Annotated in this window: 15 protein-coding genes; 10 read left to right on the top strand and 5 right to left on the bottom strand. The window is 63.1% G+C overall.

The features are described 5' to 3' along the window. Positions 1-47 precede the first annotated feature (47 nt). From ykgO to ACPPVV_RS09290, 4 genes are all read right to left on the bottom strand, one after another. Positions 48-173, bottom strand: a complete 126-nt coding sequence (gene ykgO / locus ACPPVV_RS09305; protein ID WP_007080705.1) for a type B 50S ribosomal protein L36 — start codon at positions 171-173, stop codon at positions 48-50. A gap of 61 nt (positions 174-234) precedes the next feature. Beyond that, entirely contained in the window at positions 235-1,146 is a 912-nt protein-coding gene (locus ACPPVV_RS09300) for a LysR substrate-binding domain-containing protein (RefSeq protein WP_426699626.1), read from the bottom strand. Positions 1,147-1,394: 248 nt separating this feature from the next. Next, positions 1,395-3,413: an FAD-dependent oxidoreductase gene (locus ACPPVV_RS09295; RefSeq protein WP_426699625.1), complete on the bottom strand. Its 2,019-nt coding sequence runs from the start codon at positions 3,411-3,413 to the stop codon at positions 1,395-1,397. Between the two features lie 87 nt (positions 3,414-3,500). Further along, positions 3,501-3,758: an acyl-CoA-binding protein gene (locus ACPPVV_RS09290; protein ID WP_426699624.1), complete on the bottom strand. Its 258-nt coding sequence runs from the start codon at positions 3,756-3,758 to the stop codon at positions 3,501-3,503. 111 nt (positions 3,759-3,869) lie between these two features. Here ACPPVV_RS09290 and cmk point away from each other — a divergent pair, with 111 nt between their 5' ends. The 10 genes from cmk (at position 3,870) to ACPPVV_RS09240 (ending at position 13,884) form a co-directional block, all read left to right on the top strand. Next, positions 3,870-4,553 (top strand): (d)CMP kinase, encoded by a 684-nt coding sequence (cmk, locus tag ACPPVV_RS09285; protein ID WP_426699623.1) that lies wholly within the window; start codon positions 3,870-3,872, stop codon positions 4,551-4,553. Between the two features lie 177 nt (positions 4,554-4,730). Next, positions 4,731-6,404, top strand: coding sequence for a 30S ribosomal protein S1 (rpsA, locus tag ACPPVV_RS09280; RefSeq protein WP_426699622.1), 1,674 nt, complete (start codon positions 4,731-4,733; stop codon positions 6,402-6,404). Positions 6,405-6,474: 70 nt separating this feature from the next. After that, the gene (locus ACPPVV_RS09275; protein WP_426699621.1) at positions 6,475-6,777 is read left to right on the top strand and encodes an integration host factor subunit beta; all 303 of its coding nucleotides are present in this window, start codon (positions 6,475-6,477) and stop codon (positions 6,775-6,777) included. 157 nt (positions 6,778-6,934) lie between these two features. Then, a complete protein-coding gene (locus tag ACPPVV_RS09270) occupies positions 6,935-7,192 on the top strand; it encodes a lipopolysaccharide assembly protein LapA domain-containing protein (RefSeq protein WP_426699620.1) in 258 nt (85 codons plus the stop codon). Continuing rightward, the gene (gene lapB / locus ACPPVV_RS09265) at positions 7,189-8,361 is read left to right on the top strand and encodes a lipopolysaccharide assembly protein LapB (RefSeq protein WP_426699619.1); all 1,173 of its coding nucleotides are present in this window, start codon (positions 7,189-7,191) and stop codon (positions 8,359-8,361) included. The genes ACPPVV_RS09270 and lapB overlap by 4 nt, the downstream gene beginning before the upstream one ends. A 7-nt stretch (positions 8,362-8,368) precedes the next feature. Then, on the top strand, positions 8,369-9,391 hold the full coding sequence (locus tag ACPPVV_RS09260) for an MraY family glycosyltransferase (protein ID WP_426699618.1): 1,023 nt from the start codon (positions 8,369-8,371) through the stop codon (positions 9,389-9,391). Further along, the gene (locus ACPPVV_RS09255; RefSeq protein WP_426699617.1) at positions 9,378-11,279 is read left to right on the top strand and encodes a polysaccharide biosynthesis protein; all 1,902 of its coding nucleotides are present in this window, start codon (positions 9,378-9,380) and stop codon (positions 11,277-11,279) included. Before ACPPVV_RS09260 ends, ACPPVV_RS09255 begins: the two co-directional genes overlap by 14 nt. Next, positions 11,276-12,151, top strand: coding sequence for a UTP--glucose-1-phosphate uridylyltransferase GalU (gene galU / locus ACPPVV_RS09250; RefSeq protein ID WP_426699616.1), 876 nt, complete (start codon positions 11,276-11,278; stop codon positions 12,149-12,151). The genes ACPPVV_RS09255 and galU overlap by 4 nt, the downstream gene beginning before the upstream one ends. A 99-nt stretch (positions 12,152-12,250) precedes the next feature. After that, positions 12,251-13,540, top strand: a complete 1,290-nt coding sequence (locus ACPPVV_RS09245) for an NAD(P)/FAD-dependent oxidoreductase (RefSeq protein ID WP_426699615.1) — start codon at positions 12,251-12,253, stop codon at positions 13,538-13,540. After that, a complete protein-coding gene (locus ACPPVV_RS09240) occupies positions 13,537-13,884 on the top strand; it encodes a tRNA-binding protein (protein WP_426699614.1) in 348 nt (115 codons plus the stop codon). Before ACPPVV_RS09245 ends, ACPPVV_RS09240 begins: the two co-directional genes overlap by 4 nt. A gap of 26 nt (positions 13,885-13,910) precedes the next feature. On the opposite strand, the gene ACPPVV_RS09235 is transcribed toward ACPPVV_RS09240, so the two are convergent. Further along, positions 13,911-14,834, bottom strand: a complete 924-nt coding sequence (locus ACPPVV_RS09235) for an MBL fold metallo-hydrolase (RefSeq protein ID WP_426699613.1) — start codon at positions 14,832-14,834, stop codon at positions 13,911-13,913. Between the last annotated feature and the right edge of the window lie 71 nt (positions 14,835-14,905).

The following is a 14,905-nucleotide window of genomic DNA, read 5'->3' as shown; positions in this document are numbered from 1 at the left end:
CTTGCGCGGCCTTCTTCATGACATCGCTGCGGTGGGTCCGATGGGACTCAGCGCTGACGAGCCTTGAAACGGGGATTGCTCTTGCAGATCACGAACACCTTGCCGCGACGACGCACAATCTTGCAGTCGCGATGCCGCGCCTTGGCGGACTTCAAAGAATTAAGCACCTTCACGGCCAGCTCCTGACACTAAACGAAAATGTAAGCGCGCAAGTGTAACGACTCCAATGACTTATCACAAGCCCGGCGCCACCGCGGTTTCGGCGACTGTGGACAGGAACTGTTGCAGCGCCGGGGAATGGTTGTCGGCCCGGCAGGCCACCGCCAGCAGCAGATAGGCGTCGGAATCTTCCAGCGGTACGTAGCTGACTCCCGCCATGCGCACGGTGCGCATGCTTGCCGGCACCAGCGCCAGGCCCAGACCCGCCGCGACGAGCGCCAGCAAGCCATTGATCTGTTGCGCGTGCTGTGTGATCGAAGGCTGGAAACCGGCCCGGGTCGCCAGGTTCACCAACCGGTCGTAGAGCGTGGCGGCAAGTTCGCGCGGCTGCGAAACAAACGCATCGTTGGCGACTTCGACCAGGCGCAGGCTGTTGCGGCCTGCGAGTGGATGACCGATGGGCAGGGCGAGCAACAAGGGTTCCCGATCGATCACGCTGAGCCGCAGGCTGCGGGCATCTTGCGGATGAACAGGTTCATCGCGAACAAAACCGATATCGATCTGACCGGCCAGCAGGGCGGCGAACTGCGGTTCGGTATACATCTCACTGAGCTGCAGGCGCACGTTAGGCGCGATCTGGCCATATCGCAGCAGGGCCTGCGGCATCGCCGGGTGAAACGAGACCGAAACGGTATAGGCCAGGCGCAACTGGCCGCTGTAACCGGCGGCGGCGGCAACGACCTGGCTGCGCGCTTCGTCGACCTTGGCCAGGATCTGGCGGGCCTGTTCCAGGAATACCCGTCCCGGTTCGGTCAGGGCCACCTGCCGTTTGGTGCGTTCCAGCAGGCGTACACCCAGGTCCTGTTCCAGCGACTGGATCTGTTGGGACAGGGGAGGCTGGGAAAGATGCAGGCGCAGCGCCGCCCGGGTGAAGCTGAGCTCCTCGGAGACGGCCACGAAATAGCGTAATTGACGTAGATCGAACATATAGTGATTTCGTATTAATGCGGCGAAAAATATATATTAGATACTTTATGGCGTCGATCATAAACTCTCTCCTGTCCCGCCACTTCCCCTCCCCCTAGTGGCGGCGGCCCTCGCCCCGCAGCGACGCTAAATACGACATCTGGTTCATCTCCCCCCCTGAACCCATGTCGATGCGTCTCACCTGCGGGGCGCTTTCTTTTATATCTCAACGCCGTGGCTGCCGAGTCACGGCGTTGCGTATCTATCGACTAGATTTCGCTGGCCAGTCGGGTGCCCTGGGCAATGGCACGCTTGGCATCGAGTTCCGCGGCCACGTCGGCACCACCGATCACGTGCAGCGTCACGCCGGCCGCGATCAACTCGTCGGCCAGCTGCCGGTTCGGCTCCTGTCCCGCACAGACCACTACGTTGTCCACCGGCAGGATCTGCGGCTTGCCATCGATGGTGACGTGCAGGCCCTGGTCATCGAAGCGCTGGTAGCCGACGTTGCCCAGCATGGTCACCTGCCTGGCCTTGAGCGTGGCCCGATGCACCCAACCGGTGGTTTTGTTGAGCCGGGCACCGGGACGACCTTCACTGCGCTGGAGCAACCAGACTTTTCGCGCGGGAGCTTCCTGCTGCGGCGGCTGCAAGCCGCCACGCTGCTGAAGTTGCATGTCCACACCCCACGCGCGGGTCCAGCGAGCGACGTCGGTGGTAGCAGAGGGCGCGGGCTCGACCAGGAATTCGGCGACGTCGAAACCAATGCCGCCAGCACCGATGATCGCCACCCTGGCACCTACCGGCCGGTGCCCGGCCAGCACATCGAGATAACTCAGCACCCGGGGATCGTCGCTGCCGGGAAAGCTCACCTGACGCGGCAAGATGCCGGTGGCGATGACGACTGCATCGTAGCCATCGGAGCACAGCGAGGCCGCGTCGGCTTTCTGGCCCAGCCGCACGTCGACACCGGTGTCGGCGAGCTGATGGCGGAAATAGCGCAGCGTTTCGTGGAATTCCTCCTTGCCCGGAATCTGCTTGGCGTAATTGAACTGGCCACCAATCTCGCGGGCCTGGTCGATCAGGGTCACCGTATGGCCGCGTTCGGCCAGCGTGCTGGCGCAGGCCATCCCGGCAGGGCCCGCGCCGACTACGGCGACGCGTTTGCGTACGCTGGCCGGTTCGATCCTCAGCTCGGTTTCGTGGCAGGCGCGCGGATTGACCAGGCAGCTGGCGCGCTTGTTCTGGAATACGTGGTCCAGGCAAGCCTGGTTGCAGGCGATGCAGGTGTTGATGCGATCGCCGCGGCCGGCCCTGGCCTTGTTGGCCCAGGCCGGGTCGGCCAGTAACGGGCGCGCCATCGAGATCATGTCGGCGCCACCGTCGGCGAGGACGCGTTCGGCTACCTCCGGCGTGTTGATCCGGTTGGTGGCGACCAGCGGGATCGTCACTTCGCTCCGCAGTTTCTGCGTGACCCAGGCAAAGCCGGCGCGCGGCACACTGGTGACGATGGTCGGCACGCGCGCCTCGTGCCAGCCGATACCGGTGTTGATGATGCTGGCGCCGGCCGCTTCGATGGCTTTGGCGAGCGTCGCGATCTCGCGCCAGTCCTGGCCACCCTTGATGAGGTCGAGCATCGACAACCGGTAGATGATGATGAAATCACGACCCACCGCTTCGCGTATGCGGCGCACGATTTCGATGGGAAAGCGCATGCGTCGTGTGGCGTCGCCGCCCCAGGCATCGGTGCGCTGGTTGGTATGCGCCGCGATGAATTCGTTGATCAGATAACCTTCCGAGCCCATCACTTCAATGCCGTCGTAACCGGCATCCTGCGCCAGTTTCGCGCACTGCACGAAATCGCCGATGGTGCGTTCCACCCCGCGTGACGACAGCGCACGGGGTGTGAATGGGGTGATGGGCGACTTGATTTTCGACGGCGCTACCGACAGCGGGTGATAGCCGTAGCGACCGGCATGCAGGATCTGCAGGCAGATCCGCCCCCCTTCGGCATGGACGGCGCGCGTGAGCTTGCGATGTCGTGGCTTGTGCCACGGCATGGTCAGTCGGCCACCGAATGGCTTCAGCCAGCCCTGTATACTGGGCGAGATCCCGCCGGTGACCATCAGCCCGACGCCGCCGCTTGCGCGTTCGGCGAAATACGCGGCCAGCTTGTCGTAGTCGCTGGCTTTGTCCTCCAGCCCGGTGTGCATCGAGCCCATCAGGATGCGATTGGGCAGGGTGACGTGGCCCAGATCGAGCGGGGCGAACAGGTTCGGGTAATTCATGCGATCCACGCGAGACTCAAACGATCGTATGAATGTGCCGGTGTTGGGCACCCGAAAGCAAGCGTCACGTCCGCGTGGGGCCCCAGATCAGGCCAGCAGCTGGTGCACCAGGGCGATATAGCGGCGCATGGCTTCCTCTTCCGTGACGCCGTTCAATTGCGCCCAGGCTTCGTGCTTGGCAGTGCCGACGAAATCGAAGAAGCCCGGTTGGGTACGCTTGAGGTCACCCTCCGAGCCCTGCTTGTAGAGGGCATAAAGCTTCAGCAGGGTGTCATTGTCGGGACGCTTGCCCAATCGCTGGATGTCCTCGGCGGCTTGGTCGAACTCGCGGCGAAGATCGGTCATAGGGCAGATCGGGAATGGCTTGCGTGCAAGGAGATCGGCTAGATAGCACGCGTTCCGGACGGGGTCAACGCGTTAAACTTCCGCTTTCCCCCGTTCAACCAGGATCCCGTCATGAGCCATCCTCCTTCCGTCGTGCCCGTACTCACCATCGACGGGCCGTCGGGATCGGGCAAGGGCACCATCAGCGCATTGGTGGCAGGGCGCCTGGGCTGGCGCTTGCTGGACTCCGGGGCGCTGTACCGAGCAGTGGGCTATGCCGCCGGCATGGCGGGACTGGACCTGTCCGACGTCGAGGCGATGACCCGTTGCGCGCAGGGCACGAAAATCCATTTTCGCGCGGCAAGTGATGGCGGCGAAACCCGGGTGATCGTCAACGGGCATGACGCTACCGATGAACTTCGAACCGAGACGGCAGGAGCGGCAGCTTCGGCGATCGCCTCGATGCCGACCGTGCGCGAGGCACTGGTGGCGCTGCAGCTTGGCTTTCGCAAGGCGCCCGGGCTGGTCGCCGATGGACGAGACATGGGCACGGTGATCTTCCCGGATGCCGCGTTCAAGGTTTTCCTCACCGCGAGTGCCTCCGAGCGGGCGAAAAGACGCTATAAGCAGTTGAAGGAAAAGGGACTCAGCGTTACACTTGGCGGCCTTCAGCGCGAAATTGAGGCGCGTGACAGCCGCGATGCATCGCGTGCCGTCGCGCCGCTCAAGCCTGCCGAAGATGCCGTACGGGTGGACACCACGGGTATGGGCATCGACGAGGTCGTCGCGAAAGTACTTGCCGTCGTGCAGCCCTGAACCGGCTGCGTAACGGTTTCTGCGCCCCTGCCGAGGCAGGGGATTTTGGCCAACGGTGACGACGGTCGGTTCTTGAGGAACCACCTGAAAACACCCTCAACCGGTGGACCGGAAAGTTCGTGCGCAACAACCAACCAAGCGCAACGGACCACGGTCTTTTCCCACTATGGAATCAACATGACTGAAAGTTTTGCCGAACTGTTTGAACAGAGCCAGGGGGCTATCTCCAAGCTGAAGCCCGGCGCCATCGTCACCGGCATCGTTGTGGAAATCCGCAATGACGTCGTCGTGATCAATGCTGGCCTGAAGAGCGAAGGCATCGTCCCGATCGAGCAGTTCAAGAGCGAAGACGGCGTGCTGGAGGTACAGGTAGGCGACGAGGTGAAGGTAGCCCTCGAAGCTTTGGAAGACGGTTTCGGCGAGACCAAGCTGTCGCGCGAGAAGGCCAAGCGCTCGATGGTGTGGGACGACCTGGAGCAGGCGTTCGACAAGGAAGAGACCATCGTCGGCATGATTTCCGGCAAGGTCAAGGGCGGTTTCACCGTCGACATCAAGGACGTTCGCGCGTTCCTGCCGGGCTCGCTGGTCGATGTGCGTCCGGTGCGTGACCCGGTCTACCTCGAGGGCAAGGAACTCGAGTTCAAGATCATCAAGCTGGACCGCAAGCGCAACAACGTGGTGGTCAGCCGCCGTGCCGTCGTCGAGACCGAGTTCTCCGAGGAGCGCGAGAAGCTGCTTGAGCGCCTGACCGAGGGCGCCGTGGTCAAGGGCACCGTCAAGAACCTCACCGATTACGGCGCGTTCGTGGATCTGGGCGGTATCGACGGCCTGCTGCACATCACCGACATGGCGTGGAAGCGCGTGCGTCACCCGTCCGAAGTCGTCAACGTCGGCGACGAGCTGGACGTGCGCGTGCTGAAGTACGACAAGGAGCGCAACCGCGTTTCGCTGGGCCTGAAGCAGCTGGGCGACGACCCGTGGGTCGCCATTGCCCGCCGCTATCCGGTCGGCAGCCGCCTGTTCGGCAAGGTCTCCAACGTCACCGATTACGGCTGCTTCGTCGAGATCGAGCCGGGCGTGGAAGGCCTGGTGCACGTGTCCGAGATGGACTGGACCAACAAGAACGTCAATCCGGCCAAGGTGGTTCAGGTCGGCGACGAGACCGAAGTCACCGTGCTGGACGTGGACGAGGAGCGTCGCCGCATCTCGCTGGGTATCAAGCAGACCCGCTCGAACCCGTGGGAAGCCTTCGCAGCGATGCACAAGAAGGGCGACAAGGTCTCCGGCCAGATCAAGTCGATCACCGATTTCGGTGTGTTCATCGGCCTGGACGGCGGCATCGACGGCCTGGTGCACCTGTCCGACATCTCCTGGCAGATGTCCGGCGAAGATCTGGTTCGCAACTTCAAGAAGGGCGACGAGATCGAGGCCGTGGTGCTGGCAGTGGACCCGGAGCGCGAGCGCATCTCGCTCGGCATCAAGCAGATGGAACAGGATCCGTTCGGCCAGTTCATGGCGGCGAATCCGCGCGGCACCATCGTCAACGGCACCGTCAAGGAAGTCGATGCGAAGGGTGCAGTGATCGATCTGGGCGAAGGCGTCGAGGGTTACCTGCGTGCCAACGACATCGCCAAGGAGCGGATCGAGGATGCGACGCTGCATCTGAAGGTCGGCGACGCGGTCGAAGCCAAGTTCACCGGCATGGATCGCAAGGGTCGCCAGCTCGCGCTCTCGATCCGCGCGAAGGATGAGGAGGACGCGCCGGATACGGCAGTCGATTACTCTTCCGCGGCCAGTGGCACGACCAAGCTTGGTGCACTGCTCAAAGAGCAGTTCAACAAGGCCGATTGATCGTTGTGAAGCCTGACGCGGGGCGGCATGTCGCCGCCCCGCTGTTTCATGTCACGGACATTGGGGTCCCATGACCAAATCCGAATTGATCGAAGCGCTCGCCAGGCGACAGACCCATCTTGCATTTGCCGATGTCGAGATGGCCGTCAAGAGCGTGATCGAGCAGATGAGTCATGCCCTGGCTCACGGCGAACGTATCGAAGTGCGCGGTTTCGGCAGCTTCGCGCTGCATTACCGACCGCCGCGCATGGGGCGCAATCCCAAGACGGGCGAGGCCGTGGCATTGCCCGGCAAGCACGTTCCACATTTCAAACCGGGCAAGGAATTGCGCGAACGCGTCAATCTGGATCTGGAGCTGAAGAAAGTCGGTTGATACGGCCACAAGTACCGATCGAAGGCAGGCGACGCAAGTCGGTCCTGCCTTCTTTTTTTCTCCGGATTCACGGTGGCCCAGCGCGGTACTGAATCATTTCCGCATGGATCACCGGCGCCGCCTGTGCCTGTCACCATCAATCGGGTAAAGTCGCGGCATGCGCCTGCCTGTCATCATCATTCTCGTTGTTTTCATCGCAGCCGGCGTCGTCCTGGGTGCGTTGAATGCCGGCCTGGTCGACTACGATCTCGCGTTCGCCCAGGTGCAATTGCCCAAAGGCGCGGCCTTGCTTGGAGCGCTGGTGATCGGCTGGCTGCTCGGCGGATTGACCGCCTGGCTTGGCGTGAGCTCGGGACAACGCCGCCAGCGCCGCCAGCAATCGAGCGCGGACAAGAAACTGCCGGCCAAGTCATGAATCTCCCGTATGTGCTGGTTCTGCTGGTGCCGGTGGCGTTCGTGCTGGGCTGGTGGGCTTCCCGCCGGGTGGGCGCGCGTCGTTCCGGCGCCGAAGTCAGTGAGCTTTCGTCGGATTACTTCCGCGGCCTGAACTATCTGCTCAATGAAGAGCAGGACAAGGCGATCGAGGTCTTCCTGAAGCTCGCCGAATACAACCGCGACACGGTCGAGACGCACCTGGCACTGGGCAATCTGTTCCGCCGTCGTGGCGAGGTGGATCGAGCCATCCGCCTGCACCAGCATCTGGTTTCACGACCGGGCCTGACCGATGCGATGAAGACGGTCGCCCTGCTGGAACTGGGTGAAGACTATATGCGTGCCGGTCTGCTCGATCGTGCCGAAGCGTTGTTTTCCGACCTGGTGGCGATGGATGCACACGCGCCATCGGCGCTGCGCCACCTGATTGCGATCTACCAGCACGAGCGCGACTGGCACAAGGCGATCGAGCATGCACGTCGGTTGGAGGTGATGACGGGCGAAGAGGAGACCCCGATGATCGCTCAGTTCTACTGCGAACTGGCCGACCGATCGCGCCAGCATGGAGCCCGGGCCGAAGCCCGCGATTACCTGCAGGAGGCTTTCAAGTGCCAGCCCGACTGCGTACGCGCGTTCATGCTGACCGGTCGTCTGCAGGCCGAGGATGGCCGTCACGACGATGCGGTCACCGCGTATGAAGCAGCGGTCAACGCGGACATCGCGTTCACACCGGAAATCCTGCCGCCGCTGCTCAACAGCTATGCCCGTTCACAGCAGATGGAACGCGCCGAAGCTTTCCTGCGTGACATGCTGGGGCGTTACCACGGCGTCTCGCCGGTGCTGGCGTTAACCCACTTGTACCGGCAGCGCGACGGCGAGCGGGCGGCGATCGATTTCCTGACCGCGCAGCTGCGTCAGCGTCCGTCCGTACGCGGATTGATGGCACTGATCGACGCGACCATGGACAAGATCGAAGGCGAGGCGCGCGAGAATTTCCTGATCCTGCGCGACTTGACCCGCAAGCTGCTGGAAGGGCAGGCCATGTATCGCTGCAGCCGTTGCGGTTTCGGTGCCAAGGCGCATCACTGGCAATGCCCCAGCTGCAAGAGCTGGAGCACGATCCGGCCGATCCACGGCGTTGCCAGCGAGTGACATGAGGATGTTCATGACCATCGGATGGTTGCTGGCCAGCTTGCTCATCACCCTGTTGCTGGTGCGTGCCGCGATCAACTATGCACATCGCCGCGGCATGCTCGATCAACCGGGGCAGCGCCGCTCACATCGCCTGCCGACTCCGCGTGGTGGTGGCATCGGCATCGTGGTAGCGACATTGATCTGCGCTCCTGGGGCACTGTGGAGCTTGCCGATGGCGTGGCCGGCCAGCGTGATCACCGGTCTGTTTATCGCCCTTTTCCTGGTGGCTCTGGTCGGCTGGTGGGACGATCACCGCTCGTTGCCGGTATTGCCGCGACTGGGCGTGCAACTGCTCGCGGCTGGCATCTTTTCCCTGACGCTGCTGGCGACAGGGTTGTCGTGGTGGTGGCTGCCACTTCTGTTGGCCGGTGGTGTGTGGAGCATCAATCTGCACAATTTCATGGATGGCATCGACGGCCTGCTCGCACAACAGGCGATCTTCGTCGGGGGCGGCCTGGCGTTGCTGGCGTATGCAGCCGCACAGCCTGCGTTGGCGGTTGCGACAGCCGCGCTGGCGATGGCCGCGTTGGGCTTCTGGTGGTTCAACCGGCCGCCGGCACGAATTTTCATGGGCGACGTGGGCAGCGGAAGCGTCGGCCTGCTGATCTTCATGTTCAGCGCGATGCTGTGGCGGCAGGATCACCGCATGCTCTGGCCCGCGCTGATACTGTCTTCGGCGTTTGTGGTGGATGCCACCCTGACCCTGCTGACGCGCATGGGGCGGGGACGGCGCTGGTACACTGCACATCGCGAGCACCTGTACCAGTGGCTGGTACGCCGTGGGGGGACGCATGCACGGGCGGGTGCAGCTTACCTGGGGTGGAATCTGCTGGTTGCTGCGCCGTTGGCCTGGTTGGCCTGGAGTCATCTGCGGATGGCCCTGCCGATTACCATAGTCGTCTATCTGGGAGCGGCAGCCGCGTGGCTGGCGCTGAAACGCCGTTGTTTGCGGCGCCGTTTGCCCAAGGCCTTTCATGTCACTACGTAAACTCGTCGCCTTCATCCATCCGCGCATCGCAGTCGTGCTTCACGATCTGGCGATGGCGGCGCTTGCCTGGTGGATCGCCAAGCTGCTTCGTTATGCCCTGAAGCCGGACGAGATCGTCAGTTTCCAGTTGCTCGAATTTCCGCTTGTCTTGCTGGTTCAGGGCTTGGTATTCCGCCTGACCGGCCTGTACAAGAGCGTCTGGCGTTTTGCCAGCTTGCCCGACCTGTGGAACATCGTGCGCGCCGTGGTGATGGGCGCCGTGGCGATCTACCTGGCCCTGTTCCTGTACAACCGGCTCGACGGCGTGCCGCGCTCGATCCTGGTGCTTTACCCGATCCTGCTGGCCATCCTGCTGGGGACACCACGACTGGCCTATCGTTACTGGAAGGACAGCCGCAGCAACCTTTTGCAAAACCATGCGGTGAAGCGCGTGCTGATCGTCGGCGCGGATCGGGCCGGCGAAGTGCTCTCGCGGGATCTGCGCCGCAACAACAACCGATACACCGTGGTGGGTTTCGTCGACGACAAACCCAGCCTGCGTGGTGCCAGCATCAACGGTCATCCGGTGCTTGGCCGATTCGACCAGTTGCCCGATCTTGCCCGCGAGGCTGCGGTCGACATGTTGTTGATTGCACTGCCCGCTGCCTCGACGGCGGAAATGCGCCGGGTGGTGGCGTTGTGCGATGCGACCGACCTGCCATACCGGACGGTGCCGCGACTGGAAGACGTCGTTGCCGGCAGGGCGCAGTTCAACCAGATCAAGGAAGTGGCGATCGAGGACCTGCTTGGCCGCGATGCCGTCGAGCTGGACTGGACCGCGATCCGCGAAACCCTGAGCACACGCCGTGTGCTGATTACCGGCGGCGGCGGTTCGATCGGTTCGGAGCTTTGCCGGCAGGTGGCGCGATTGGGCGCCCAGTCGCTCGTCGTCGTCGAGCAGAGCGAATACAACCTGTATCGGATCATCCAGGAACTGCGCGCCGATTTCCCCGAGCTGATCCTCGACGGCATCCTGGCCAATTGCGGTGATCAGGCCGCCATGCAGAAAGCCTTTGCGGACGCCATGCCCCAAGTGGTGTTTCACGCCGCTGCCTACAAGCACGTGCCGATGCTGCAGGGACAACTGCGTTCGGCGTTCCGCAACAACGTGCTGGGCACGCGCACGGTGGCCGATGCGGCGCGCCAGGTCGGAGTCGACTGCTTCGTGCTGATCTCCACCGACAAGGCGGTCAACCCCACCAGTGTCATGGGCGCGTGCAAACGCCTTGCCGAGATCTACTGCCAGAACCTCAATGCCCACGCCGACACCCGTTTCATGACGGTGCGTTTCGGCAACGTGCTCGATTCGGCCGGATCGGTGGTGCCGCTGTTCCGCCGGCAGATTCGCGACGGCGGCCCGGTCACCGTGACCCATCCGGAGATCTCGCGCTACTTCATGACGATTCCCGAGGCATGCCAGTTGATCCTGCAGGCCGCCAGCATCGGCAAGGGGGGTGAGATTTTTGCCCTCGACATGGGCGAGCCGGTCAGGATTCGCGACCTCGCCGAGCAGATGATCCGCCTCGCCGGCAAAAAACCCGGCAGCGAGATTCCCATCGTCTACACCGGTCTGCGTGCCGGCGAGAAATTGTTCGAAGAACTGTTCCACCCACTGGAAAACTACAGCGCGACCGAACACGCCAAGATCTTCCTGGCACAACATCGCGAAGTATCGTGGGAGCTGCTGCAGGCGCTTTTGCACAAGGCTGCCGAGGCGGTAGACGTTTTCAATGAAGAGGAACTTCGACGCTGCGTATCCAGCCTGTTGCCTTCGTTCCGCTGGAGCGAATCGGCACAGCCGGACAACGTGGTGTCGATTCGCCGCGCCAACCCGGAGATCAACGATTGAGCAAGCCCCTGCGCAAAGTGGTGTTTCCCGTAGCCGGTCTCGGCACCCGTTTTCTGCCGGCGACCAAGGTCGTCGCCAAGGAAATGCTGCCGGTGTTGGACAAGCCGCTGATCCAGTACGCCGTCGACGAGGCGGTGGATGCCGGTGCCGACACGTTGATCTTCGTCACCAATCGCTACAAGCACGCGATCGCGGACTATTTCGACAAGGCCTACGAGCTCGAAGCCAAGCTGGTGGAGAAGGGCAAGGAAGAGCTGCTGGCGCTGGTGCAAGGCACGCTGCCGCGGAACGTGCGCGCGGTTTTCGTGACCCAACCGGAGGCGTTCGGCCTCGGCCACGCCGTGCTTTGCGCCCGGCCGGTGGTTGGTGACGAGCCGTTCGGCGTGGTGTTGCCCGATGACCTCATCTGGAACGGCAAGGGCAAGGGTGCTTTGCGACAGATGGCCGAGCTTGCCGACGCGCAGCAGGCGGGCGTGATCGCCGTCGAGGAAGTGCCGCATGACGAGACCGACAAGTACGGCATCGTCGATGCCACGGCAGTCGATGAACGCAGCGCGCTGATCCGTTACATGGTCGAAAAACCCAAGCCGGCCGACGCACCCTCGAATCTGGCCGTAGTCGGCCGCTATGTCTTGCCCGGCCGGATCTTCCAGTTGCTGGAGCAGACCACGCCCGGTGCCGGTGGCGAAATCCAGTTGACCGATGCGATCGAGGCACTGCTGAAGGAGCAGGGCAAGGTGCTGGCCTACCGTTTCGAAGGCACCCGTTTCGATTGCGGCAACAAGGCCGGCCTGGTGCGGGCCACCATGCACATGGCCATGCAGGATCCGAAGCTCGCGCCGACGGTGCGCGCGTTCCTCGACCAGCTTTGAATGGGCCGCAGCTCGCGCATGAGCTGCGTGCGGCGCAGGGTTTTCGTTTGAGGCATATGCTTGGCTGATCCTGGCACCGACGTCGGTCATCGTTGCAGCATGAAATCATCCCCGCCCGCATCCTATTACCGCGCCACGGCCACCCCGTACACCGCTTACGCGCCGCTGCAGGGCAGGGCACACGCACGCGTCGCCGTCATAGGTGGCGGGTTCGCTGGACTGAATACGGCTTTGGGGCTTGCCGAACGTGGTGCGCGCGACGTGGTGCTGCTGGAGCGCGAGCAGATCGGCTTTGGCGCATCGGGCCGCAACGGTGGTTTCGTGTTCGCCGGCTATTCGCTGGGTGAGCAGTCGTTGCTCGATCAACGGGGCGGGCAACGCGCGCAGGCATTATTCAAACTCACCACTGAAGCCGTGGACCGCATCCGCCAGCGCGTCGCCGGATACGGAATCGCCTGCGACGTTGTCGATGAGGGCGTGATCTGGGCCAACTGGTTTCGCGACCCCGCCGTGTTGCGCCAGCGTCAGCAATTGTTGGCCGAGCACTACGATGTGCAGTGGCAATGGGTGCCGCAATCCGAACTGCGCGAACGCATCCGCAGCGAGCGCTATCACGACGGACTGTACGAACGCGATGCATTGCACCTGCACCCGCTCAACTACGCAATTGGCCTCGCCGCGGCGGCATCCGGGCAGGGTGTCCGCATCCATGAGCACAGTGGTGTCCGCAGCCTGGCCCGCGAAGGGCTGCAATGGCGCGTGCGCACTGCTCAGGGCGAACTGTTGGTCGATCATGTCGTGCTGGCCTGTGGCGGCTACCTGGCCGGCCTGCAAAAGCCGATTGACCGCGCGATCCTGCCGATCGCCACCTATGTGATGGTGACCGAACCCCTGGGTGCCCGCATGGACGACTGCCTGCACACGCGGGCGGCGATCTACGACAGTCGTTTTGCCTTCGACTACTACCGTGCGTTGCCGGATACGCGACTGCTGTGGGGCGGGCGCATCTCGATTCGCGATCGTTCGCCCAACGCCGTGCAGCGACTGCTGACCAAGGACATGCTGCGTGTATTCCCACAACTGCATGGCGTGAAAATCGATTACGCGTGGTCAGGCCTGATGAGTTATGCACGTCACCAGATGCCGCAGATCGGCAGTGACGGCAACGGCCTGTGGTGGGCGCAGGCGTTCGGCGGGCATGGCCTAGCGCCGACGTGCGCCGCCGGTGAATTGCTCGCCTCCGCCATCGCGGACAACGATGATCGCTGGAAACAGTTTGCCGACTATGGCCTGGGCAGCACGCACCGGCCGTTCGGCTACCTTGCGGCGCAGGCCAGCTATTCTTGGCAGCAGGGTCGCGATTGGCTGAAAACGAGGTTGGAAGGATGAGCGAAGAGAACCACGGTGAAATCAGCTGGGGCGATTTCGAGAAAGTCGTGATCGTCGCCGGCACGGTGATACGTGTCGAGCCCTTTCCCGAGGCGCGCAAACCGGCGTGGAAGGTTTGGGTCGATTTCGGTCCGTATGGCGAACGCAAGACCAGCGCACAGATCGCGACACTCTACGGCACTGACGATCTCGTCGGGCGGCAGATCGTGGGCGTGATCAATTTTCCGGAAAAGCAGATCGGCCCGTTCCGTTCACAGTTTCTGTTGACCGGATTTCCGACCGAGGCCGGCGTGGTGGTGACTGCGATCGAGCGACCGGTGCCAAACGGTACGCGGCTGGCCTGAGTCATTTCCAATCCATCGCCATCCGTTTATTGACGGTCCAGCCATACCTCCAACCCCTGCGCATTCAACTCGATGTCCATGCCGAGCAACTGGCGCAATGCATCGCGGCCCCGGTTCCAGCCGTGGGCCACGGCGCGGGTGGCATAAAGATCGGTGAGCGATTCCATCAATACGGCATGGCGATCGGGTTGACTGTGAGCGGCACGGGCAAGGGCAACCATCGCGTCGATCTGCAAGTGCAGATCGACAGCAAGTTTCTCCACGTTTTCCACGCGGCCATAATGAGTGAGATACATCGCCTCGGGTTTCAATCCGACCAGCCGCTTGATGGAAGCGTGGAGGGCCTCGGGATCGAACTGCACCGGCGAGGTGGTCGGCAGGATGAATGGGCCGTTGGCGGTATCGAAATCACGGTACGACAGGCCGAATACATCGCCGGTGAAGCACACGTTCGCGCGGGCATCGTGAACCGTCAGGTGGTGTTTCGCATGGCCGGGCGTATCGACGCACAGCAGCGGCCGTCCAGCCAGATCCACCACATGCCCATCTGGCGCCTCCACCACCCGTTCGGCGGGAATCGGTTGCAACCGCCCGTACGTCTGCTCCATCACGGCTTCGCCGTAGACCGCGCTGGCGCCGGCCCACAACGCCGAAGGATCGATCATGTGGCGCGCACCTCGCGGGTGCACCACCAGCTTCGCATTCGGCAATTGCGCGACAAGCTTGCCCGCGCCACCGGCATGATCCAGATGTACATGGGTGAGTATCAGCCAGTCCACCGCGGGCGCGTCGATTCCGGCCTCATCCAGCGCCGCCAGCATGCGCGGCACGGCAAAGTTGGTGCCGCAGTCGATGAAGGCGCCGCGCCCGTCCTCGACAACCAGGTAGGCGGCGTCGAACTGCGGCCGCACGAAGCCGGTGTCGATGGTATGGATGCCGTGGGTAGTCATGGCCTGCCTCTGCTCGATCGATCCTCCGAGGGTAGCAAGTCGGTCGGTCGCGGGCACTTGCACCTTGGTCG

Origin of the sequence: Rhodanobacter sp. Col0626, from assembly GCF_049994385.1 — a bacterium.
Taxonomy (GTDB): Bacteria; Pseudomonadota; Gammaproteobacteria; order Xanthomonadales; family Rhodanobacteraceae; genus Rhodanobacter.
This window is presented reverse-complemented; position numbering and strand designations above follow the sequence as displayed.